This window comes from Pseudomonas sp. GW460-LB5, assembly GCF_059423245.1.
Genome location: NZ_JBWKXT010000003.1, coordinates 103,448 through 124,934 on the forward strand (window position 1 = coordinate 103,448; position 21,487 = coordinate 124,934).

The window sequence follows — 21,487 nt, forward strand, 5'->3', positions numbered from 1 at the left end:
GCCCACCCGGGACATTGTCTTTCCCCCGGCCACCGGCCACACTCTGGGACCAGCCAGGAAGCGGAGTCCAGAGTGCCCACGCCACGACAGTTCAGCAAGAAGACCAGCACCAGCAACATGCTGCGGCTCAAAACCAGCAGCGCCAATGCCCAGGCGCCTTACCGGGTCGACTTCGTCCTGCTCGAACACTTCTCGATGGCCAGCTTCACCGTTGCCATGGACGTGCTGGTCACGGCTAACCTGCTACGCGCCGACAGTTTTCAATTCACCCCACTGTCGATGGAGGGCGACCGGGTAACCAGCGACCTGGGGTTGGAGCTGGTCGCCACCGAGCTGTCCGCCGGGGCGCTGAAGGCGCTGGACCTGCTGGTGATCTGTGGCGGCTTGCGCACGCCTCTGAAGTACCCTGAACTCGACCGCCTGCTGGACGACTGCGCCGCCCACGGCATGGCCCTGGGCGGCCTGTGGAACGGTGCCTGGTTTCTTGGCCGCGCCGGGGTGCTGGACGACTATGGCTGCAGTATCCACCCCGAGCAGCGCGCCAGCCTGTCGGAGCGCAGCCCGCAAACACGCATCACGCCGGCCAGTTTCACCCTCGACCGCGACCGCCTCAGCGCCGCCAGCCCCAATGGCGCCATGGAGCTGATGCTGGGCTTGGTGCGCCGGCTGTATGGTGACGGGCTGGCCGAAGGCGTGGAGGAAATCCTGTCGTTCTCCGGGGCTCGCTACCGCCAGGTTGGCCCGGGGGCGAAGAAATCCATGAGCCTGCACCTGCGCACCATCGTCGAGCTGATGGAAAACAACCTGGAAGAAACCCTCAGCCTGGATCAGCTGGCCGCCTACAGCGGGCGCTCGCGCCGGCAGATCGACCGCCTGTTCCAGGCTCAGTTGGGCACCTCGCCACGGCGCTACTACATGGAGTTGCGCATCACCAAAAGCCGCCGGCTGCTGCAGTATTCGGACCTGTCGGTGATGGACGTTGCAGTGGCCTGCGGGTTTGTTTCCGTGTCGCACTTCAGCAAGTGCTATGCGGCATATTTCGGCTACCCGCCGTCGCGCGAGCAACGGCTGGGCGAGTAAACGGCGTTCAGGCGCGGATATAGCGCAATACTGCGTCACAAATCATGGCTTTGTGGCGCAGCTTGACCTGGTCATCAGACAGGTCAATCTGGAAGATCTCGCCAAAGGTGTGGCGGTTGGACACCCGGTAGAAACAGAACGAGCTCATCAGCATGTGCAGGTCGATAACCTCGATACCGGTGCGGAACACACCTTCCTGCACGCCACGGTGCAGTGTGTTGCCCAGGGCCTCGAGCACCAGGCTGCTCATTTCACGGATCGCCGGCGACTGCTTGACGTACTCGCCGTAATGGATGTTTTCGGTGCAGATGATCCGCACGAAATCGACGTTGCGGTCATGGTGATCGAAGGTGAACTCCACCAGCCGGCGGATCGCCTGCTCAGCCGGCAACGACTCCAGGTCCAGGCTCTGCTCGGTCTTGCGGATATCGCCGTACAGCTTCACCAGGCACTCGCAGTACAGCTGCTCCTTGCTGCCGAAGTAGTAGTAGATCATGCGCTTGGAGGTAGCGGTACGCTCGGCGATGGCGTCGACACGTGCGCCGGCCAGCCCTTGCTGGACAAACTCGTTGATGGCCGCCTGGAGGATGTCCTCGCGCGTTTTCTCGGGGTTGTTCTTGCGCGTTTTGCGCGCCCCCCCGGTTTCAGGCTGGCCAAGGCTCACTACGGAATCACTCATACCCACTCACAGGCTACTTATTGGAATAGCAGGGATTATCCGTGAGCGCGGCCATGCAGGGAAGCACGCTGTTGGTCGAGTAGCCATAATGCATCGCGGCTGGCCGGCCTTGATATTGCGCCCTGCAACCCGCTAGCCTGCCTGCCCCTGCCATGGATGGACCCTGCCTCATGCAACCACGCGATCTCGCCGCCTACCTGTTCCTGGCCATAGCCTGGGGCTTTTCGTTCCTGGTGTTGCTCAAGGTGGTGCATGCCTTTGGCTGGGTGGGCGCGGTCAGCCTGCGGGCACTGATTGCCAGCGGCACCCTGGCGCTCCTGGCAGCCCTGCTAGGCCGCCCAATGCGCCTGCGCCCGCTGCTGGTACCCTTGCTGGTGGTGGGGGCGACCACGGTGGCCGGGCAACTGATCGGCATGTCGTACGCCACCCCACGCATCGGCACCGCGATGGCAGCTATTTTTGTCGCCACCATTCCGCTGTTCTCGATGCTGATCGGGCGGATCTGGGGCCTGGAGAAAATCACCCTGCAAGGCCTGGCCGGGCTGCTGCTGGGCATTGCCGGCATCGCCATCCTGGTCGGTTTTCCGGCCCGGCCGATTGATGACGACTTCATCCACGGCTGCATAGCGTCGCTGCTGGGCGCCATCAGCGCCGCCTACGGCAGCAATTACGCCAGCCTGCACCTGCGCGGCCAGGACCCGTGGACGGTCACCGGCGGCGCGTTCCTGGCTGGCGGGTTGATGACCCTGCCGCTGTTGCTGGTAGTTCCCGTGCCCAGCGTGCCACAGGCAAGCGACTGGCTTTACCTGTTGATTAGCGGCGCAGTGATGAGCGCGACCACCTACGTACTGTACTTTGGCCTGGTGGCACGTATCGGTGCCACCCGCGCCATCAGCGTGGAGTTCGTGGTCACCCTGGTGGCAGTGCTGGTCGGCGCGGTGTTCCTCAATGAAGCCCTGAGCCTGTTGCAGGCAGCGGGAGGCCTGGTAATTCTGCTTGGTTGCATGCTGGTGCTGGGCCTGCTGCCAGGGCGCGTGCGGCGCCTGCCCAGCTAGCGCCGGCTCAGTCGCGCTGGGCGGTGTCGTGCGTCGGTGGCGGCGTCAGGTGCAGCACGCGGTTACGCCCGCCTTCGGCCAACAGGTAGCCGCCCTTGCCGTCCGCCACGATCGACTGCGGCGCCTTGAGGAAGGTCAGCATGGTGTGCTGGACGCCGTCAGCGTCGATGAGCAACAAGCGTGCGCGGTGGGTGTTGTCTTCGCTGACCCACAGGCCACGCGGGTCACAGAACAGGAAGGTAGGGTTGCGCAACCCCTCGGCCACAACCGGGTCCTGGCCATCGTCGGACAGGGCGCGAACCTTGCCATTGGCTTTTTCGGTGTACAGCAAGCGGCCGTCGTTACAGCGGGCAAGGCCTTCGGTTTCGGTCAGGCCGGAACGCAGCACTTCAAGCTGGCCGCTGGCCCAGTCATAACGCATCAAGCGGCCATTGCCCTTGCGGTCTTCGATGGCATACAGGTGGTCGCCGTCGTTCCACAGCCCCTGCACGCTTTCACCGTCGAACAGGTGGGTAACCTGACCATGGCGGGCCAGGCTCACCGGCGCCTGACCGCCTTCCTGGCTGAACACCCAACCGCCTTGTGCCGCGACCATGCCGTCGGGCTTCGACAGGCTGTCGATAACCACTACGCGGTCGCCTGTCGCGGTGATCTTGAGGATGCTGCCTCGGCCATCATCCAGTTCGCGGCTGACCAGCAGGCTGCCATCCGCTTGCGGCAACAACGATGCGGCCTTGGCCACATCACGATGCAGCACCTGGACATCCCAACCAGCGGCAGCCTGGACCGGGTAGAAACTCTGCCAGGCGAAAAAACCCAAGGTGGCGGCGAGCAAACCGGTAGTGGCAGTCAGGGTGATGCGGGCGCTGCGTTGGCGCAGGAATTGCGGCATGTAGGGCTCCTCGGAATGCCGGGGATGCTAGCAAGCGAATGTGAAAAAAATGTCGAAAGCATGCAAATCGTTACAAAACAAAAGGATATAAAAATAACAAAACAATCTAACGAAACGGAATATAAAAATTGAAAGCCAAACGCCATCTCCTTAGGCTGGGCCCATCGTTTACCACCCGGTCTGAAGGAGCATCCCCATGCCAATCCGTGCCTTTTCCCCCCTGCGCCGCCTGTTGATTGGCGGCCTGCTGGCCAGTGTCGCCAGTGCCCTGCTGCCGTGGTCCGAAGCCCTGGCCGACGACGCCAAGACCCTTCGCATCGGTTACCAAAAGTTCAACAGCATCAACATTCTCAAAGGCAGCGGCGCCCTGGAAAAGGCCCTGGCCCCGCAAGGCGTGAAGGTGAGCTGGCACGAGTTTGCCGCCGGCCCACAGCTGCTCGAGGCCCTGAGCACGGGCGCCATCGACCTCGGCCACGCCGCCGACGCACCGTCGGTGTTCGCCCAGGCCGCCGGCAAACCGGTGGTGTACCTGGCCGCCGAACAGCCCTACCCACGCGGCATCGGCCTGGTGGTACGCGAGCAGGACCACCTGACTGGCGTGCAGGACCTGAAAGGCAAACGCGTGGCCACCGGCCGTGGCTGGAATGCCCAGTACCTGCTGGCTGTCGCCCTGCAACAGGCTGGCCTGAGTTACCAGGACATCACCCCCGCCTACGTCAACAATGCCGCCGATGCCGTGGCCGCCTTGCAGTCGGGAAGCGTGCAGGCCGTGACCCTGTGGGACCCGTTCCTCGCCGCTGCAGAAAGCCAGCCAGGCCTGAAAAACCTGCGTGACGGCAGCGGCCTGTCCAACAACCGCACCTTCTACCTGTCCACCGCCAGCTACGCCGACCAGCACCGTGCGCTGCTGAAAACCTTCTTTACCGAACTGGGCAAAGTCAGCCAGTGGGCCAACGCCAAACCCGCAGAGGTTGCTGCACTGCTGGCCCCGCAGCTGGGCATCAACGCCAATGTGCTTGAAGTGGCCAGCGAGCGCCGTAACTACAACGCCGTGGCCATCACCCCGCAGATCGTCGCCGAGCAACAGAAACTCGCTGACACCTTCCAGGGCCTGGGCCTGATTCCACACAAGCTGCAGGTGGCCGACGCGGTCTACCCGGCTTCCGTATTGCCTTGAGTGGAGCGCAACTGACATGCCCCGCCCGATCCGCTTCAATGCGTTCAGCATGAACGCCGCCAGCCACCAGTCCCCCGGCCTGTGGCGCCACCCACGCAACACCAGCGTCGCCTTCAACCGCCTGAGCTACTGGACCGACCTGGCCCGCCTGCTGGAGCGCGGCCTGTTCGACGCCCTGTTCATTGCCGATGTGCTGGGTATTTACGACGTGTACCAAGGCGGCCCTGGGGCCGCCCTGCGCGGTGGCGTGCAAGTGCCGGTCAACGACCCGCTGCTGCTGGTGCCGGCCATGGCCGGGGTCACCGAGCACCTGGGGTTTGGCGTGACCTTCTCGCTCACCTACGAGCACCCCTACCCGTTCGCCCGGCGCATGTCCACACTTGACCACCTGAGTAACGGCCGGGTCGGCTGGAACATCGTCACCGGCTACCTCGACAGCGCTGCACGCAACCTCGGCCTGGCGCGCCAGCTGGGCCACGATCAGCGCTACGACCTGGCCGAGGAGTACCTGCAGGTGCTCTACAAGCTGTGGGAAAAGAGCTGGGACGATGACGCGGTGCTGCTGGAGCGCGACAGCGGGCGCTACATCGAGCCAACCCGGGTACACCCGATCAACCACGTGGGCGAGCACTTCCAGGTGCCCGGCATGCACCTGTGTCAGCCGTCACCGCAACGCACGCCGGTACTGTTCCAGGCCGGCGCTTCGGCACGCGGCCAGCAGTTTGCCGCGCGCCACGCCGAATGCGTGTTCATCAGCGGCCCAACCCCTACAGTGTTGCGCCGCTACGCCGATGGCATTCGCCAGGCCAGCGAAGCCGCCGGGCGAGGTCGTGATGAAGTGCTGATCTATGCCCAGGCATTGCTGATTGTCGCCCCTACCCGGGAAGAAGCCGAGGCGCGGTTCGCCGAATACCGTCGCTATGTCGACCTGGACGCGGCCTTGGCGCTGCTGTCGGGCTGGACCGGCATCGACTTTGCCGGCCTCGACCCTGATGCGCCGATCGAATACGTCGAAAATGACGCCGGCCGAGCTGCCCTGGCCGCGTTTACCGCCGCTGACCCGAACCGCCGCTGGACCGTGCGCGAGGCTGCCGAGTTCGTTGGCCTGGGTGGTCGCGGCCCGGTACTGGCAGGTTCTGCCAGCGAGGTGGCCGACCAGCTGGAAAGCTGGCTGGACCAGACCGGCATCGACGGTTTCAACCTGACCTACGCCGTGCAGCCGGATGACCTGGCCAACGTGGTCGAGTTGCTGGTGCCCGAGCTGCAACGCCGCGGCCGCTACCCTTCGAGTTACACCGAAGGGACCTTGCGCCAAAAATTGTTCGGTCAAGGCGATCGACTGCCGGAAGCCCACGCCGGGCGCCAGGTCGACATTCAGTGATCAAATACCGGGTATTCCAACATTTAATTTGTGGATGGCACGCGCTCGACCCTATTCTGTGGCCACATCCCCTGCGCCGCACCGGCCGGTGCGGTTCACGGCATGGGGAGAGAACAACAAGTCGAGATTGTCCATGTCGAACCATTCGTACTTCGCCCCCCACGGTGGGCACCCGGCTCAAACCGAGCTGCTGACTGACCGTGCCATGTTCACCGAAGCCTATGCCGTCATCCCCAAGGGCGTGATGCGTGACATCGTCACCAGCCACCTGCCGTTCTGGGACAAGATGCGCATGTGGGTCATCGCCCGCCCGCTGACCGGTTTTGCCGAAACCTTCTCGCAGTACATCGTCGAGCTGGCCCCGGAAGGCGGCAGCGAGCGCCCCGAGCTGGACGCTAACGCCGAAGCCGTGGTGTTCATCGGCGAAGGCGAACTGGACATCACCGTGGAAGGCAAGCACCACACCCTGGTACCCGGCGGCTATGCCTTCCTGGCGCCAGGCGCCGAGTGGAGCCTGCGCAACAACAGCAAGTCCAACGTCACCTTCCACTGGCTGCGCAAGCATTATCAGAAAGTCGAGGGCCTGGACGTACCGGAATCGTTCGTCACCCACCGCGACAACGCCACCGTCATCGAGATGCCGGGCACCGAAGGCCGCTGGAAAACCACCCGTTTTGTCGACATGGCCGACATGCGCCACGACATGCACGTGAACATCGTCACCTTCCAGCCGGGCGGCGTTATTCCGTTCGCTGAAACCCACGTGATGGAACATGGCCTGTACGTGCTGGAAGGCAAGGCGGTGTACCGCCTGAACCAGGACTGGGTTGAAGTGGAAGCCGGCGACTTCATGTGGCTGCGCGCCTTCTGCCCGCAAGCCTGCTACGCCGGCGGCCCTGGCAACTTCAGCTACCTGCTGTACAAGGATGTTAACCGTCACGTGCACCTGACGCTGAACCCTAAGCGCTAAGCCCAGGCTGATGCCCGCAAGCCCGCCAACCTGGCGGGCTTTCTGTTTGCCGCGCATACTCAAACACCCATCCCCCGCGCGGTACCGGCCATGAACCGCTGCCTGCTGCTCACTGCCCTGCTGCTGTGTACCCCTGCCCCGGCCGCCGATGAGTGGAACCTGGCCTATGACCGCGAAGGCATTCGCGTGTACCTGAGCAGCGCGCATGACACGCCCTACCAGCAATTTCGTGGTGTAAGTACCATGAAAGCCAGCGTGCGCACCCTCACCGACCTGCAAGAGAACCTGCGGGTAGCCTGCAAATGGCTATACGCCTGTGACCAGATGCGTTTGCTGGAAGTGGATGGCGCCAATACCTGGGTGTACCTGACCACCAACCTGCCGTGGCCGACGATGCCGCGGGACATTGTGCTGAAAGTCACCAGCGAACGCCTGGATGACGGCACCCTGCTGCGGCGCCTGAGCGCCGAGCCTGACAGGATTCCCAAGGTTGACGGCCTGATCCGGGTGCAGCATCTGCGCGGTGAGTGGCGCATGAAACCCCTGGGCGAGCGCGAGACGGAGGTGACCTACCAGTTGCAGGCCGACCCTGCCGGCGATGTGCCCGGCTGGCTGGCCAACCGGTTTGTGGTGGATGCGCCGGTGGTAACGTTGCGTACGTTGCGGGCGGTTGCTGAACGCCAGCCCTGAAGAATGCTGGAACTACCTGTCCTGGCCGCTGTAGCAGATCGCCAGCCCTTTTGGACTGCTGTGGGAGCGGGCTTGTCCCGCGAAGGCAACCCTGCGGTGCCTGGCACCGGCTTTGCCGGTGTTCGCGGGGCCAGCCCGCTCCCACAGAGCACCCGCTAAATCAACGAATCAGCAGTAGCGCTCTGCGGTTGGGCAGAGGCCTTGGTCCTGCGCCGATAGGCCAGCAACAGGCCCGCATACCACAGCGGCATCACGTACAACGCCGTGCGGGTGTCCGGTTCCAGCACCAGCAGGCACAGCACGAAAATCAGGAATAGCTGCGCCAGCGCGGCGGTGACCTTGCCGCCCGGCAGCTTGAACCTGGACTGCTCATGGGCCTGCGGGTTCTGTCGGCGGTAAGCAAAGTAGGACAGCAGGATCAGCGACCAGGTAACGATGATCATTACCGCAGAAATGGTCGACACCAGGGTGAACACGGTCATCACCTCCGGGATCACGAACAGCAGCGTCAACGCAATCGCCATGCACACCCCGGAGAATACCAGCGCCCGCACTGGCGTACCCGACCCGGACAGGCGCCCGAACGCCTTCGGGGCCTGTTGTTGATGCGACAGGCCATAGAGCATGCGCGAGCCCGAGTAAACGCCACTGTTGGCCGACGATGCCGCGGAGGTCAGCACTACGAAGTTGATGATGCCAGCAGCAGCGGGCAACCCGCCAAGCAGGAACAATTCAACGAAGGGGCTGCGGTTGGCTGGCACATTGGCCCAGGACACCACACTGATGATGCACACCAGCGAACAGATGTAGAAAAGCAGGATACGCACGGGGATGGTGTTGATCGCCTTGGGCAGGGTCTTTTCGGGGTCTTTGGCCTCTGCCGCTGCGGTGCCGATCAGCTCGGTGCCGACGAAGGAGAAAATGGCGATCTGGAACCCGGCGAGGAAGCCAAGGATGCCATGCGGCATGACCACGCCGGGGGCCACCAGGTGGCTGAACGATGCCGTCACCCCGCCCGGCGAGGTATAGGAGGTGGCGACCATCACCAGGCCGGTTACCACCAGCAGCACGATGGCGACGATCTTGATCAGGCCGAACCAGAACTCCACTTCACCAAAGGCCTTCACCGCCAGCATGTTCAGGCCCAGCAACAGGAACATGGTGCCGAAAGCCGGTAGCCAGGTAGGCACATCGGGGTACCAGTACTGCACGAACCCTGCGACCACCACCACGTCGCCCACCGCCGCCACCACCCAGCTGAGCCAGTACGACCAGCTGAGAATGTAACCGGCCCGCGGCCCCAGGTAGTTGTGCACCAGGTCAGCGAACGATTCCATCTGCAGGTTGGCCAGCAGCATCTCGCCCATGGCGCGCATGATGCAGAACACAAAAAAACCGATGATGGCGTAGACGAGGATGATCGAAGTGCCAGACAGCGCAATGATCTTGCCCGAGCCCATAAACAACCCGGTACCAATGGCACCACTGATCGAAATAAGCTGTATGTGTCGGTTTTCCAGCCGTCGCTTGAGCACTCGGCCCTCTTGCGGAGCAGCGCTTTGCGCATTGCACGTTTGATGCATAGTCGACCTCTTATTCTTTTTTGGTAAAACTTCAGCGCCCCGCGCCGCACCATGTAAGTGGCACTAAGGTGCAGGTTCCCTGTCATTGAAAATGATAAAAGCGCAGGTAATAACGAAAACGGACACTCACGCCCGGTGCAACTTAGCTGCGGGCTTTTTTATTGTTTGAAACGCACCCTGGTTGGTGCGCCTTGTACCGTTGCACGAAAACAGTTTCATTCTGCCAGTGGCCCGGGCCAAGCGGAACGCTACAGAATGCGCACAGCCAAAGGGATTTTTTGCACTGTGGAAAGCCTGGGTGACAGTTTGCGCAATGCGCCTTTCAAAAGGCCTGACCCCGCGGTCACATCTTGTAGGTGGAGAGCAGGATGCTGGTCTCGGTATTCTCGATGTGCGGAATGGAGCGAATGGTATTCAGCGCCCGGTCGAACGCTTCAAGGGTGTCTGCGCGCAGCTCTGCCATCAGGTCCCAACGGCCATTGGTGGTGTGGATGGCGACCACGTTGGGGTGCCCACGCAGCGCGTGCTTGACCTCTGCAGCGTGGTGGCCGCTGATGCCTATGCTGGTAATTGCCCGCACGCCCTGGTCCAGCGCATCGGAGCGCAAACGTACCGTGTAGCCAATGATCACGCCCTGCTCTTCGAGCCGGGTGATGCGGTTTTGCACCGTTGCCCTGGCCACCTTGAGTTTTTTTGCCAAGGTCAGCACGGGAGTGCGTGCATTGTCCCGCAACAGCGCAATCAGTTCCCGATCGATAGTGTCCATATGCCTGCCAAATAATCAGATTGCTACTTTGGGGTGGCAGATTGTCTAGAAAGTTGGCGAAACTGGCAACCTGCATTCTTCCTGTTGACGCCACCTTTCATCAAAATGTTCGAGCCGGCGACACTTCGATAATCCTAAGCGCTCACCCTGCAATATCCAGGGCGCAGCGCACAATAACAAGGTGCAAGAGCATGACGTATTTCATTGATGTTCCAACCATGTCGGACTTGGTGCACGACATCGGCGTAGCGCCGTTCATAGGTGAACTGGCTGCGGCCATGCGTGAAGACTTCAAACGCTGGCAGGAGTTTGATAAATCCGCACGGGTTGCCAGCCACTCGGAAGTGGGTGTGATCGAACTGATGCCGGTCGCCGACAACAGCCGCTACGCCTTCAAATACGTCAACGGCCACCCGGCCAACACCGCACGTGACCTGCATACGGTGATGGCCTTCGGCGTACTGGCCGATGTCGACACCGGCTACCCGGTGCTGCTGTCCGAACTGACCATTGCCACCGCCCTGCGCACTGCGGCCACCTCGCTGATGGCAGCCCAGGCACTGGCCCGACCGAACTCGCGCAAGATGGCGCTGATCGGCAACGGCGCGCAAAGCGAATTCCAGGCGCTGGCGTTCCACAAGCACTTGGGCATCGAAGAAATCGTCGCCTATGACACCGACCCGCTGGCCACCGCCAAGCTGATTGCCAACCTCAAGGAATACAGCGGCCTCACCATTCGCCGGGCCGGCTCGGTGGCCGAAGCGGTAAAAGGCGTGGACATCATCACCACGGTCACTGCCGACAAGGCCTACGCCACCATCATCACCCCGGACATGCTCGAACCTGGCATGCACCTGAATGCCGTGGGGGGCGACTGCCCGGGCAAGACCGAACTGCACGCCGATGTGCTGCGCAACGCCCGGGTGTTCGTCGAGTACGAGCCGCAAACCCGTATCGAAGGTGACATTCAGCAGCTGCCCGCTGACTTCCCGGTGGTTGACCTGTGGCGTGTGCTGCGCGGCGAAACCGAGGGGCGCCAGAGCGACCGCCAGGTCACCGTATTCGACTCGGTGGGCTTCGCCCTGGAGGATTACACCGTACTACGTTACGTACTACAGCAGGCCGAAAAGCGCGGCATGGGCACGAAGATCGACCTGGTGCCATGGGTGGAAGACGACCCGAAAGACCTGTTCAGCCACACCCGCGGCCGTGCTGCCAAAAGCCGTATCCGACGCGTTGCTTAACCCTGCTCTCAACCCGGTATTTCTCATGGCATTTCCAACGCGTTCGATTCAAGCACCTGCAGCAGTGGTCATGGTCAGGCCACATGCGTTCACCCCCAACCCGGAAACCGCAGCCGACAACTCGTTCCAGCGCAGCAGCCCCGGCCTCGCCGCACAGGCGCTCGCCGAGGTTGCCCGCGATGAAGTCACGCAGGCCGCCGGTCGCCTTGAGGCCGAAGGCGTGCGGGTACACCTGTTCGATGATTTCGGCGAACACAACACCCCGGACTCGGTGTTCCCCAATAACTGGTTCTCTACCCACCCCGGTGGACACATCGCAATCTACTCGATGTATTCGCGCAACCGCCGCCGCGAGCGGCGCGCGGATGTGATCGAGATGCTCAAACATGAGTACCGCGTGCAAGATGTCATCGATTATTCAGGGCTGGAGCAAGACGAACTGTTTCTTGAAGGGACCGGCGCCATGGTCTTCGACCACCTGTCGCGGGTGGCTTACACCGCACGTTCCAACCGCGCCGACCCGATCGCCCTCGAGCGCTTCAGCACGCACTTCAACTTCGAGCCGATGGTGTTCGACACGGCCGACGAGCAAGGCACGCCGATCTACCACACCAACGTACTGATGTGCGTGGCGACCGAATTTGCACTGGTGGGTTTTGGCACGTTCACCAACAAGGCGCGGGCCGAGGAAGTGCGCATGCGGCTGATCGAATCGGGCCGCGACGTGATTGACCTGAGTAACCAGCAGATCAGCCAGTTTGCCGGCAATGCCATCGAGCTGTCCGGGCGTGACGGGCGAATCCTGGCACTGTCACGCAAGGCCTTCGACAGCCTGACCGGTGAGCAACGCCAGCGCATCGAGCGCTCGGCGCGGCTGGTGCCGCTGGACGTGCCGACCATTGAGATGGCCGGCGGCTCAGTGCGCTGCATGATCGCCGGCATTCATCTGTCGCCACGCCTCGCTGCGGCTTGCGCCTGACCCATCAACCGTCGGCCGACTCGATCTTCTGTGGGAGCGGCCCTGCCGGGGCGCCCCACAAAGACCGCGTCAGTTCGTCAGGCCGGCTCAGATCCCACCGCCCGCCAGCAGTTGTGTCATGACCTCGGCCAACGCCTTGACCATCACATCCGCCGTCGGCCGGTGGACGATGACGATTTCATAGCTGTCGACCTCCGGTAGCCCCTGCCCTGCCCCCAGCACCCGGTGCTCCCCCGTAGCCGCCCTTGGTGGCAGCAGGCTGATGCCCATGCCATCGGCAACTGCCGCCTGGATACCGCTGAGGCTGGAACTGGTGAAACTGATGCGCCAGCGCCGGCCCATGCTTTCGATCGCGTTGATCATGTCTTCGCGGTACAGGCCGCGCGGCGGGAAGGTCACCAGCGGGATCGGGTCCAGCTCAAAGGCGGGGGTGCGCGCACTGTCGATCCATTGCAGGCGCTCGGGCCAGCAAGCCACGCCCTCCCGGGTGTTGCGCCGCTGCTTGAGCAGCACCAGGTCCAGTTCACCGTTGTCGTAGGCCTGGCTGAGGTCGCGGCACAGGCCGCTGGTCACTTCCAGTTTCACTTGCGGGTGCAGCCGGCTGAACGCCGACAGCGCATTGGTGGTGCGCCCGCCAACGAAGTCCTCGGGCACGCCCAGGCGTACGGTGGTGCCCACCATCGCCCCGGCCAGGGCTTCGAGCATCTGGTCATTCAGCGCCAGCATGTGCCGGGCGTAGCCGAGCAAGGTCTGCCCGGCGTCGGTCGGTAGCACATCGCGGTTACCCCGCACCAACAGGCGATGGCCGACCATGTCCTCCAGGCGGCGCACCTTTTGGCTGATGGTCGACTGGGTCGAGTGCAGGCGCGCCGCCGCCGTGGTGAAGCTGCCGCAATCGGCCACCACCACGATGGCGCGTAGCAGGTCGAGGTCGAACAGGGCTCTATTCGATTTCACGCTGATAGACATGTTGGTATTCAACTGCTGAATGGCAAGACTGCGTTCTATCACGGCTAGTCGCCAAGGGCCACACCTTCACGCCGAGGGTCGGCGCCACCGGACCAGCCATCGCCGCTGCGCTGGATGATCTGCATGCCACTGGTCATGGTCATCGGCGTGACCTCATGGCCCCAGGCTGCCAATTGGCGGATCAGCGATGGGCTGGCGAGCCCCGCTTCCACTTCGGTGCCGGCATTGCGGCTGCCGAAGTTGGGCAAGCCGGCCGCCTGCTGCGGGTCGAGCTGCCAATCCAGCAAGCCGATCAGCGCCTTGTTCACGTAGCCAATGATCTGCGAGCCCCCTGGCGAACCAAGGCTGGCCACAAGCTCGCCAGAGGCCCGCGAAAACACCAGCGTGGGCGCCATCGCCGACAGTGGCCGCTTGCCCGGCTGCACCCGGTTGGCCACAGGCTTGCCGTGCTCCTGAGGGATGAACGAGAAGTCCGTCAGGTGGTTGTTGAGCAGGAAGCCCTTGACCATCAGGTGCGAACCGAACGCGGCCTCCACCGAGGTGGTCATGGCCAGTGCCTGGCCGCTGTCATCCACTGCGCTGAGGTGCGAAGTGGAAATGCGCAAAGGCGAGCGATCGGGCGCCAGGGCCAGGTCGGCGCCTGGCGGTTGGCCCGGGCGAGCGCGCTTCATGCTGTATGCCCCAATCTGTGATGCCCGGCGGGCCAGGTAGGTGGCGTCGGTCAGGGCCTTGACCGGGACCGGCACATAATCGCTGTCGGCCAGGTACTGAGCGCGGTCGGCATAGGCCAGGCGCTCGGCTTCGGCGATCAGGTGCACGGCCAGCGGCGATGCCTCCAGGCCTGCCGGGGACGCGTTCGCCAGCGGCCGCAACGCCGCCAGATCGCGTTGTGGCGTGGTGCGCTGCACGGCTTCAAGCATGCCCAGCGTCTGCAACACCGTCACCCCGCCCGACGACGGCGGCGGCATGCCGCAGATGCGCCAGGCCTTGTAAGGGCCACACACCGGCTCGCGCTCCTTGGCACCGTACCGCTCGAGGTCTTGCAACGACAAATAACCGGCATTGGCATGGCTGCGCACCTTGGCCACGATGGCCGCGGCGATTTCACCGGTGTAGAACGCCTGGGGACCGTGCGCGGCAATTTGCTCGAGCGTTTGCGCAAGTTCGGGGTTGCGCAACGTTGTACCCACTGGCAGCGGCTTGCCTTTTTTATCCAGGAAGTAGCGAGCCATGGCCGGTGAACGGGCAATATACGGGTCACCGGCCACCAGGGTGTGAAGGCGCTCGGATACCGGGAAACCGCTACGTGCCAACGCAATGGCCGGGGCAAAGAGTTGCTGCCAAGGCAGCTTGCCGTGCTGCTCGTGAGCCAGCTTCAGCGCGCGCAAAACCCCGGGCACCCCCACTGAACGCCCGCCGATCTGTGCCGACCTGAAGGGCATCGGTGAACCATCGGCTTGCAAGAACAGCTTTTCCGTTACCTGCGACGGGGCTGCCTCGCGGCCGTCGAAAGCCTGCACGCGCTTCCCGTCCCAGTAGAGGATAAAGGCCCCACCCCCAATGCCACTGGATTGCGGCTCGACCAAGGTCAGCACCATCTGCATGGCGATGGCGGCGTCAATGGCACTGCCACCGGCACGCAACATCGCCCGCCCCGCTTCACTGGCCAGCGGGTTGGCGGCGGCGGCCATATGCCGGTTGGCGTGCACCGGCTGCAGGCCAGTGCGGTAGCCGGAGGCCCGTTCGGGTGGCGCGGGCAACACGTGATCGGCACAGGCCCACCCACTGGCGATCGCCAGGCACAGCGCGCTCATCACCGGTGCGGAGAACTTCATCGTTTTGCTTCCTGCCTTGTCTATTCAGCAGACCACTGTCGGTCATGCGCAAACTTAACTTCAAGACTTGGTGCGATTTTTCTAGGATGCAGGCAGGCCAATCCGGAGCACACCCCATGCGTAGACCCGTCGCAGCCATGCTGTTTGCCCTGTTCACCAGCCTTGCCGCCCACGCCGAGAACACCACCATGGACTACCGCCTGCACACCGCCGCCCGCCACAACGACGTGCACACCCTGCAACAGTTGCTGGCGCAAGGTGCCCAACTGGAAAGCCGTGATGAGCAAGGGCGCACTGCCCTGCTGGTGGCCACCCACGCCAACCAGGTGGCGGCGGCGCAAGCGCTGATCCAGGCCGGTGCCGATGTGAACGCCCAGGACAATATTGCTGACAGCCCTTACCTGTATGCTGGCGCCCGGGGCCTGAACGATATACTGCGGCTAATCCTGAGCCACGGTGCCGACCTCAAGAGCACCAACCGATACGGGGGAACTGCGTTGATACCGGCGGCCGAGCGTGGGCATGTAGAAACAGTGCAGATGCTGATCGATGCCGGGGTGGACGTGAACCACTTGAACCGGCTGCACTGGACCGCGCTCATGGAGGCAGTGATTCTGGGGGATGGCGGACCGCGACATGTGGAGATTGTGCGCCGGCTGCTGGCGGCAGGTGCGGACCGGCAGATTGCCGACCAGGAGGGGGTCACCGCGCTGGAGCATGCGCGCCAGCGAGGGTATCGGGAGATGGAGGCGCTGCTGGCCCAGTAGGCAAGGTTTGCAGGGCACGGGCTTCGCCCGTGATCGCCGGCAAGCCAGCACCCACATTGGCCGCATCGTATTCAAGTCATGTGCAGTACCTGTGGGAGCTGGCTTGCCGGCGATGGGGCCAGGACAGGCAGCACAGAAACTCAGACGACTTCTTCGTACGGCAGCCCCACATAGTTCTCGGCAATGTTCAGCAAGCCCGCCGCGGAGTTCAGGAAGTACTCGCGGTCAGCCTCCTGCATCTTCTGGTCCCAGGCATCCTTTTGGCTGCCGAAGTCATGCAGCAGCTGGGTCATGAACCAGCTGAAACGCTCGCCCTTCCACACCCGGCGCAAGGCCAGCGGCGAATACTGTTGAAGCAGGTCGATACGCCCTTCGCGGTACACCTTGACCAGAATGCGGTAGAGGTAGTTGACGTCCGAAGCTGCCAGGTTCAGGCCTTTGGCACCGGTGGGTGGGACGATGTGCGCAGCGTCTCCCACCAGGAACAGGTGGCCGTACTGCATGGGTTCGACCACCAGGCTGCGCAGCGGCGCAATACTTTTTTCCAGGGCTGGGCCGGTCACCAGATCCGCCGCTACGTCAGCGGGCAGGCGGGCTTTCAGTTCGTCCCAGAAACGCTCGTCAGACCACGCCTCGACACGGTCCTGCAAAGGTACCTGCAGGTAGTAGCGGCTGCGTGTTTGCGAGCGTTGGCTGCACAACGCGAAGCCACGCGCATGGTGGGCATAGATCAACTCGTGATTGACCGGCGGTGTGTCCGACAGCAGGCCCAACCAGCCAAACGGGTAAACGCGTTCGTATTGCTTCAGCACGCCCTCGGGGATGCTTTGCCGGGAGACACCATGGAAGCCGTCACAGCCGGCGATATAGTCGCAGTCCACCCGGTGCACGCGGCCATCTTTTTCGTAGGTCAGATACGGCTTCTCGCCCTTCAACTCATGCGGCTGGACATTGCTGGCAGCATAGATGATCGGCGCGCCGCTGGCTTCGCGGGCCTGCATCAGGTCACGGGTGACTTCGGTCTGGCCATACACCATCACCGTCTTGCCACCGGTCAAGGCCTTGAGGTCCAGGCGTTGACGGCGCCCGCCAACCAATAGCTCGACCCCTTCGTGCACCAGGCCTTCACGGTCCATGCGTTCGGCCACACCGGCTTCGCGCAGCAGGTCGACAGTGCCTTGCTCCAGCACACCGGCGCGGATGCGGCCAAGGACGTACTCGGGCGTCTGGCGTTCGACGATGACGTTATCGATACCGGCCTTGTGCAGCAGTTGGCCCAGCAGCAGGCCAGACGGACCTGCACCAATAATTGCAACCTGAGTTTTCATTGTTGTTGTCTCTTTTCGGACGATGCCGGCCCTGGACTGGCAGTGGGGCGGCATCTGCTGTTAGGGTTTGCCTTTGCATTTTTACTGGCAAAAACTGCCAACTAACTGTGCTATTCCATGAATAACCTGCACTTTTACAAAAATCGTTCGATTAACGGACAGGCCAGCCTGCATGAAATCCACCCTCCCCGGCGTCCCCTTGTTCAAGCTCTATGGCGAAAACCAGGCCTGGCCCGGCACCGACTTGCTGCACTGCGAGTCGATCCCGGCGCGTAGCCGCCTGCACCACTGGGAGATCAAGCCGCACCAGCATGCCGAGCTGTTCCAGCTGCTGTACGTACAGCGCGGTCAGGCCCTGGTGGAGATCGAAGGCGTGCGCAGCGCCATCGGTGAGCCAGCGATCCAGGTGGTGCCGCCAATGACCGTGCATGGCTTTCGCTTCAGTGCCGATATCCAGGGGTATGTGCTGACCTTTGGCACCGCACTGGTGGCAAACCTGGAACAACGCCTGGGCATGCCGCTGACGGTGCTGGCAAAACCTGGGTGTTACCCGCTCGGCCAGGACCGCGTGCACCTGCGCAGCCTGATCGGCACCTTGCAGCAGGAGTACCAGGGCAATGCCCCGGCACGGGCAGCCTTGCTGGAGGCGCTGGTAACCACGTTGATGGTGTGGATCAGCCGCCGCCCGCAACCTGGGCAGGCGCCCCGCAATCGGGATGAGCGTGACCGCCAGTTGCTGGGGCAGTACTTGCGACTGGTGGAGGCGCATTACCGCGAGCACCTGTCGATGGAGGACTTCGCCGCGCGACTGAATATTCCGAGCCTGCAACTGAACCAGTTGTGCCGGGCGCTGAGTGGGCAGACTGCGCTGCAGGTGCTGCACCAGCGTTTGTTGCTGGAGGCGCGTCGCAACCTGATTTACACGCGGATGAGTATCGGGCAGCTGTCGGACAGCCTGGGGTTCACCGACCCGACATACTTTGCCCGCTGGTTCAAGCGCTTGAGTGGGCAGACGCCCAATGGATATCGTCGGTCGGTGCAGCCGGAATGAAATGGGGTTACCTGCATCGGCCTCTTCGCGGGCTTGCCCGCTCCCACAGAAGTGCGCCGCTTGCGAGCCTGACGCAATCCCTGTGGGAGCGGGCAAGCCCGCGAAGCGGCCGGTGCAGGCCACACACATTTTCAGCCCTTGCTTGACGTATACGTAAACCTGCAGTCAGGATAAACGCATACCCCACGCCGAGCCCCAGCATGAGCACCCAGACCTACAGCATCTCCGACCTGTCCCGCGAGCTGGACATCACCACCCGCGCCATCCGCTTCTACGAGGAGCAGGGCCTGCTGAGCCCCGAGCGCCGAGGCCTGGAACGTATCTACACGGCCCGCGACAAGGTCAGCCTGAAGCTCATCCTGCGCGGCAAGCGCATCGGCTTTTCGCTGGCCGAGTGCCGCGAGCTGATCGAACTGTACGACCCCACCAGCGGCAACCTCAAGCAGCTCAACAGCATGCTGGCGAAAATCGCCGAACGGCGCGCACAGCTGGAACAGCAGATGCTCGACATTCACCAGATGCAACTGGAGCTGGACACCGCCCAGGAGCGCTGTGAGCAAGCCCTGGCCGCCACCCTGAACAACAAAGACAACCGCTGAACACCACAGGAAACCCGCCATGCCCTTGCCCAAAGAAGTCCGTCTGGTCGAAGTAGGCCCCCGCGACGGTTTGCAGAACGAAGCCCAGCCCATCAGCGTTGCCGACAAGGTGCGCCTGGTGGACGACCTCACCGAGGCGGGCCTGGCCTATATCGAGGTGGGCAGTTTCGTCTCGCCCAAGTGGGTGCCACAGATGGCCGGCTCTGCCGAGGTGTTCGCCGGTATTCAGCAACGCCCCGGCGTTACCTATGCGGCACTGGCGCCAAACCTGCGCGGCTTCGAGGACGCCCTGGCGGCCGGGGTGAAGGAAGTGGCGGTGTTCGCAGCCGCCTCCGAGGCGTTCTCGCAGCGCAACATCAATTGCTCGATCGGCGACAGCCTCAAGCGCTTCGAACCGATCATGGAGGCCGCGCACAACCACGGTGTGCGCGTGCGCGGCTATGTGTCGTGCGTACTCGGTTGCCCCTATGAGGGCAAGGTCAGCGCCGAACAGGTGGCCCCGGTAGCCCGCGCCCTGCATGACATGGGCTGTTACGAGGTCTCGCTGGGCGACACCATTGGCACCGGTACCGCCGGCGATACCCGCCGCCTGTTCGAGGTGGTATCCGCCCAGGTGCCGCGCGAGCAACTTGCCGGGCACTTTCATGATACCTATGGCCAGGCGTTGGCCAACGTCTATGCCAGCCTGCTCGAAGGTATCAGCGTGTTCGACAGCTCGGTGGCCGGGCTGGGTGGGTGCCCGTACGCCAAAGGCGCTACCGGCAACATCGCCACGGAAGATGTGGTGTACCTGCTCCAGGGGTTGGGCATTGCCACCGGTATCGACCTGGACCGGTTGATCGCCGCCGGTCAGCGCATCAGCAGTGTGCTTGGCCGTGGCAATGGGTCGCGGGTAGCGCGGGCGCGCAGCGCGCATTGAGTCACACGGGTGTCACATACGTGTGGGTGAAGTGTTACCGCCCCCACGTTTCACAGCAAAAAATCGGGTAACAGGGAAACAAATCGACAAAATTTCAGGCAGACTGATTTTGCCAAAAATAGCCAACCGCTTGATTTTAAAGGATTTAAAAAAGTTGGCACGCACCCTGCTATATCTTTCGTACAAGAACAAAAAAAATGTGACACCCAATAAAAACAACAGGTAACGGCTCTGACATAACAAGAACAACACGGCAGAGGCGTAGCAAGCAGATCTTTTTGGAGTCGACACGCTTTTCAGGGGTACGCCCCGCGGTCTGGCACAGAACAATAAAACTACCTCAAAGTAGCTACAGCCAGGTTCGGATCAGCCATGATGAAAGCAGGTCAGCGCTCAAAAAAATACGTTTGCTCTTGACCCCGCATGGGGGTCGCACGCAACACCAAGGCAGGCTTACAAAAACAACAAAAAGCCAGCCTCAATAATAAAAAGAGCAAGCAGCAACGCTTTGGGGGGAGCTTCGGCTCCCCTTAGTGCTTCCCACCCTACTCCTCCTCCTTTTGCTTTTCCTCCCCCTGTCCTTCTACCTTTTCTACCAGCATGGGCATCGTGCCCAATACCAGCAGGGCCAGTACCGTGCTGATCAGCGCCGTGGCTTCGCGCCCCATGCCGGCAGCGGTACCAATGGCTGCAGTCATCCATAGCCCTGCGGCAGTAGTCAGGCCTTTCACATGGCTGGTGTCCTGGCCGTTTCCTTTGAGAATGGTACCCGCACCCAGAAAACCGATACCGGCGACGATACCCTGGATCACCCTGCTCAGCGCCTGCTCATCAGCCCCGGCCATACTGGGCGCCAGCACGAACAGGGCCGCACCCAGCGAAACCAGCATGTGGGTGCGCACGCCGGCAGACTTGCCTTTGTGTTCACGTTCAAATCCCAGCACAGCGCCAAGCACTGCCGCCATAAGCAGCCGCACGAGGATTCGCGTCACTTCGCGCTCATCGGTGACATCGGCGAACTCGGCCTGGATTGCTTGCCAGATGACGTCCATCACAGTTGTCCCCATGCTGACCATTGTATGGCCAGGTCCGGCCTTTTCGCGGGGGTGCCCGCGAAAAGCCCGGCCTGCCGTATGCAAGGGTTGACCTCAGCACACAGGGCAAAGTGCCGCTCAGCCTGTTGATGCAGCAACCAGCACCTCATTGCGGTCCACCCTGTACAACCCGAGGAGGACTGCACCATGCCCGTTGAAATCGATGAACCCACTCGCCGCTGCACGCTGATCGGCGACAACGTGCGTATCGAGGGTGATGGCCCTGATGTCGAAATCGTCACCGACGAAAATCTGCGCATGTCAGTGGCACTGCTCGCAGGCCAACGCGTGCCCATCACCGAATCCGAAGCCGATGCACTGACCGTGGCAGGTGCGGTGGATAGCCGCAGGCACCTGAAGACCAGTGTGCCAGGTTCGGTGATCTAGGGCCTGGCGGGGCCAACCGGCACATCTGATACGGTTTTTATC

General features: G+C 62.7%; 21 protein-coding genes. 13 read left to right on the forward strand and 8 right to left on the reverse strand.

Annotation, left to right across the window (positions count from 1 at the left end; genetic code table 11):
• Positions 1-72: 72 nt before the first annotated feature.
• Positions 73-1,080 (forward strand): GlxA family transcriptional regulator, encoded by a 1,008-nt coding sequence (locus AC07XM_RS04145; RefSeq protein ID WP_016487388.1) that lies wholly within the window; start codon positions 73-75, stop codon positions 1,078-1,080.
• Positions 1,081-1,087: 7 nt separating this feature from the next.
• Here the strand turns inward: AC07XM_RS04145 and AC07XM_RS04150 are convergent, their stop codons facing one another.
• Positions 1,088-1,759, reverse strand: coding sequence for a TetR/AcrR family transcriptional regulator (locus AC07XM_RS04150; protein ID WP_016487389.1), 672 nt, complete (start codon positions 1,757-1,759; stop codon positions 1,088-1,090).
• 170 nt (positions 1,760-1,929) lie between these two features.
• On the opposite strand from AC07XM_RS04150, the gene AC07XM_RS04155 reads away from it, so the two are divergent.
• Entirely contained in the window at positions 1,930-2,814 is an 885-nt protein-coding gene (locus AC07XM_RS04155) for a DMT family transporter (protein ID WP_016487390.1), read from the forward strand.
• Positions 2,815-2,821: 7 nt separating this feature from the next.
• Here the strand turns inward: AC07XM_RS04155 and AC07XM_RS04160 are convergent, their stop codons facing one another.
• Positions 2,822-3,706 carry an NHL repeat-containing protein gene (locus AC07XM_RS04160; protein ID WP_102688788.1) on the reverse strand — a complete coding sequence of 295 codons (885 nt, stop codon included), beginning with the start codon at positions 3,704-3,706 and terminating at the stop codon, positions 2,822-2,824.
• Between the two features lie 196 nt (positions 3,707-3,902).
• Between AC07XM_RS04160 and AC07XM_RS04165 the strand changes: the two genes are divergently transcribed.
• The 4 genes from AC07XM_RS04165 to AC07XM_RS04180 all read left to right on the forward strand — a co-directional run bounded on the left by AC07XM_RS04165 (position 3,903) and on the right by AC07XM_RS04180 (position 7,924).
• Positions 3,903-4,883, forward strand: coding sequence for an aliphatic sulfonate ABC transporter substrate-binding protein (locus AC07XM_RS04165; RefSeq protein ID WP_016487392.1), 981 nt, complete (start codon positions 3,903-3,905; stop codon positions 4,881-4,883).
• Positions 4,884-4,899: 16 nt separating this feature from the next.
• Positions 4,900-6,264 (forward strand): LLM class flavin-dependent oxidoreductase, encoded by a 1,365-nt coding sequence (locus AC07XM_RS04170; RefSeq protein ID WP_102688787.1) that lies wholly within the window; start codon positions 4,900-4,902, stop codon positions 6,262-6,264.
• A gap of 133 nt (positions 6,265-6,397) precedes the next feature.
• Positions 6,398-7,234 carry a bifunctional allantoicase/(S)-ureidoglycine aminohydrolase gene (locus AC07XM_RS04175; protein ID WP_102688786.1) on the forward strand — a complete coding sequence of 279 codons (837 nt, stop codon included), beginning with the start codon at positions 6,398-6,400 and terminating at the stop codon, positions 7,232-7,234.
• A gap of 90 nt (positions 7,235-7,324) precedes the next feature.
• On the forward strand, positions 7,325-7,924 hold the full coding sequence (locus AC07XM_RS04180) for an START domain-containing protein (protein WP_016487395.1): 600 nt from the start codon (positions 7,325-7,327) through the stop codon (positions 7,922-7,924).
• A gap of 155 nt (positions 7,925-8,079) precedes the next feature.
• Here AC07XM_RS04180 and AC07XM_RS04185 read toward each other — a convergent pair whose 3' ends face one another.
• Together AC07XM_RS04185 and AC07XM_RS04190 are read right to left on the reverse strand one after the other, a co-directional pair.
• Complete coding sequence (locus AC07XM_RS04185) at positions 8,080-9,507, reverse strand: amino acid permease (protein ID WP_024717557.1); 1,428 nt, start codon at positions 9,505-9,507, stop codon at positions 8,080-8,082.
• 343 nt (positions 9,508-9,850) lie between these two features.
• On the reverse strand, positions 9,851-10,273 hold the full coding sequence (locus tag AC07XM_RS04190; protein ID WP_016499380.1) for an Lrp/AsnC family transcriptional regulator: 423 nt from the start codon (positions 10,271-10,273) through the stop codon (positions 9,851-9,853).
• 191 nt (positions 10,274-10,464) lie between these two features.
• Here AC07XM_RS04190 and ocd point away from each other — a divergent pair, with 191 nt between their 5' ends.
• A complete protein-coding gene (ocd, locus tag AC07XM_RS04195) occupies positions 10,465-11,517 on the forward strand; it encodes an ornithine cyclodeaminase (RefSeq protein WP_016487397.1) in 1,053 nt (350 codons plus the stop codon).
• A gap of 25 nt (positions 11,518-11,542) precedes the next feature.
• On the forward strand, positions 11,543-12,496 hold the full coding sequence (gene ctlX, locus AC07XM_RS04200) for a citrulline utilization hydrolase CtlX (protein WP_049870359.1): 954 nt from the start codon (positions 11,543-11,545) through the stop codon (positions 12,494-12,496).
• A gap of 87 nt (positions 12,497-12,583) precedes the next feature.
• On the opposite strand, the gene AC07XM_RS04205 is transcribed toward ctlX, so the two are convergent.
• Entirely contained in the window at positions 12,584-13,465 is an 882-nt protein-coding gene (locus AC07XM_RS04205; RefSeq protein ID WP_016487399.1) for a LysR substrate-binding domain-containing protein, read from the reverse strand.
• Positions 13,466-13,509: 44 nt separating this feature from the next.
• Entirely contained in the window at positions 13,510-15,300 is a 1,791-nt protein-coding gene (gene ggt / locus AC07XM_RS04210; protein ID WP_102688785.1) for a gamma-glutamyltransferase, read from the reverse strand.
• Between the two features lie 116 nt (positions 15,301-15,416).
• Between ggt and AC07XM_RS04215 the strand changes: the two genes are divergently transcribed.
• Positions 15,417-16,067, forward strand: coding sequence for an ankyrin repeat domain-containing protein (locus AC07XM_RS04215; RefSeq protein WP_102688784.1), 651 nt, complete (start codon positions 15,417-15,419; stop codon positions 16,065-16,067).
• 140 nt (positions 16,068-16,207) lie between these two features.
• On the opposite strand, the gene pobA is transcribed toward AC07XM_RS04215, so the two are convergent.
• On the reverse strand, positions 16,208-17,395 hold the full coding sequence (pobA, locus tag AC07XM_RS04220; protein WP_016487402.1) for a 4-hydroxybenzoate 3-monooxygenase: 1,188 nt from the start codon (positions 17,393-17,395) through the stop codon (positions 16,208-16,210).
• Positions 17,396-17,567: 172 nt separating this feature from the next.
• Between pobA and AC07XM_RS04225 the strand changes: the two genes are divergently transcribed.
• The 3 genes from AC07XM_RS04225 to AC07XM_RS04235 all read left to right on the forward strand — a co-directional run bounded on the left by AC07XM_RS04225 (position 17,568) and on the right by AC07XM_RS04235 (position 19,964).
• Positions 17,568-18,446 carry a helix-turn-helix domain-containing protein gene (locus AC07XM_RS04225; protein ID WP_016487403.1) on the forward strand — a complete coding sequence of 293 codons (879 nt, stop codon included), beginning with the start codon at positions 17,568-17,570 and terminating at the stop codon, positions 18,444-18,446.
• Positions 18,447-18,646: 200 nt separating this feature from the next.
• Entirely contained in the window at positions 18,647-19,045 is a 399-nt protein-coding gene (locus AC07XM_RS04230) for a MerR family transcriptional regulator (protein ID WP_016487404.1), read from the forward strand.
• Positions 19,046-19,064: 19 nt separating this feature from the next.
• The gene (locus AC07XM_RS04235; protein ID WP_016487405.1) at positions 19,065-19,964 is read left to right on the forward strand and encodes a hydroxymethylglutaryl-CoA lyase; all 900 of its coding nucleotides are present in this window, start codon (positions 19,065-19,067) and stop codon (positions 19,962-19,964) included.
• A 545-nt stretch (positions 19,965-20,509) separates the two neighbouring features.
• Here AC07XM_RS04235 and AC07XM_RS04240 read toward each other — a convergent pair.
• Complete coding sequence (locus AC07XM_RS04240) at positions 20,510-21,016, reverse strand: MgtC/SapB family protein (protein WP_016487406.1); 507 nt, start codon at positions 21,014-21,016, stop codon at positions 20,510-20,512.
• A gap of 189 nt (positions 21,017-21,205) precedes the next feature.
• On the opposite strand from AC07XM_RS04240, the gene AC07XM_RS04245 reads away from it, so the two are divergent.
• Positions 21,206-21,445: a DUF3203 family protein gene (locus tag AC07XM_RS04245; RefSeq protein ID WP_102688783.1), complete on the forward strand. Its 240-nt coding sequence runs from the start codon at positions 21,206-21,208 to the stop codon at positions 21,443-21,445.
• Positions 21,446-21,487 lie beyond the last annotated feature (42 nt).

Excerpts from the sequence above, each read along its gene's own strand:
- AC07XM_RS04150 (WP_016487389.1), bottom strand. The coding sequence starts at position 1,759 with ATGAGTGATTCCGTAGTGAGCCTTGGCCAGCCTGAAACCGGGGGGGCG.
- AC07XM_RS04155 (WP_016487390.1), top strand. The coding sequence starts at position 1,930 with ATGCAACCACGCGATCTCGCCGCCTACCTGTTCCTGGCCATAGCCTGG.
- AC07XM_RS04160 (WP_102688788.1), bottom strand. The coding sequence starts at position 3,706 with ATGCCGCAATTCCTGCGCCAACGCAGCGCCCGCATCACCCTGACTGCC.
- AC07XM_RS04165 (WP_016487392.1), top strand. The coding sequence starts at position 3,903 with ATGCCAATCCGTGCCTTTTCCCCCCTGCGCCGCCTGTTGATTGGCGGC.
- AC07XM_RS04170 (WP_102688787.1), top strand. The coding sequence starts at position 4,900 with ATGCCCCGCCCGATCCGCTTCAATGCGTTCAGCATGAACGCCGCCAGC.
- AC07XM_RS04175 (WP_102688786.1), top strand. The coding sequence starts at position 6,398 with ATGTCGAACCATTCGTACTTCGCCCCCCACGGTGGGCACCCGGCTCAA.
- AC07XM_RS04180 (WP_016487395.1), top strand. The coding sequence starts at position 7,325 with ATGAACCGCTGCCTGCTGCTCACTGCCCTGCTGCTGTGTACCCCTGCC.
- AC07XM_RS04185 (WP_024717557.1), bottom strand. The coding sequence starts at position 9,507 with ATGCATCAAACGTGCAATGCGCAAAGCGCTGCTCCGCAAGAGGGCCGA.
- AC07XM_RS04190 (WP_016499380.1), bottom strand. The coding sequence starts at position 10,273 with ATGGACACTATCGATCGGGAACTGATTGCGCTGTTGCGGGACAATGCA.
- ocd (WP_016487397.1), top strand. The coding sequence starts at position 10,465 with ATGACGTATTTCATTGATGTTCCAACCATGTCGGACTTGGTGCACGAC.
- ctlX (WP_049870359.1), top strand. The coding sequence starts at position 11,543 with ATGGCATTTCCAACGCGTTCGATTCAAGCACCTGCAGCAGTGGTCATG.
- AC07XM_RS04205 (WP_016487399.1), bottom strand. The coding sequence starts at position 13,465 with ATGTCTATCAGCGTGAAATCGAATAGAGCCCTGTTCGACCTCGACCTG.
- ggt (WP_102688785.1), bottom strand. The coding sequence starts at position 15,300 with ATGAAGTTCTCCGCACCGGTGATGAGCGCGCTGTGCCTGGCGATCGCC.
- AC07XM_RS04215 (WP_102688784.1), top strand. The coding sequence starts at position 15,417 with ATGCGTAGACCCGTCGCAGCCATGCTGTTTGCCCTGTTCACCAGCCTT.
- pobA (WP_016487402.1), bottom strand. The coding sequence starts at position 17,395 with ATGAAAACTCAGGTTGCAATTATTGGTGCAGGTCCGTCTGGCCTGCTG.
- AC07XM_RS04225 (WP_016487403.1), top strand. The coding sequence starts at position 17,568 with ATGAAATCCACCCTCCCCGGCGTCCCCTTGTTCAAGCTCTATGGCGAA.
- AC07XM_RS04230 (WP_016487404.1), top strand. The coding sequence starts at position 18,647 with ATGAGCACCCAGACCTACAGCATCTCCGACCTGTCCCGCGAGCTGGAC.
- AC07XM_RS04235 (WP_016487405.1), top strand. The coding sequence starts at position 19,065 with ATGCCCTTGCCCAAAGAAGTCCGTCTGGTCGAAGTAGGCCCCCGCGAC.
- AC07XM_RS04240 (WP_016487406.1), bottom strand. The coding sequence starts at position 21,016 with ATGGACGTCATCTGGCAAGCAATCCAGGCCGAGTTCGCCGATGTCACC.
- AC07XM_RS04245 (WP_102688783.1), top strand. The coding sequence starts at position 21,206 with ATGCCCGTTGAAATCGATGAACCCACTCGCCGCTGCACGCTGATCGGC.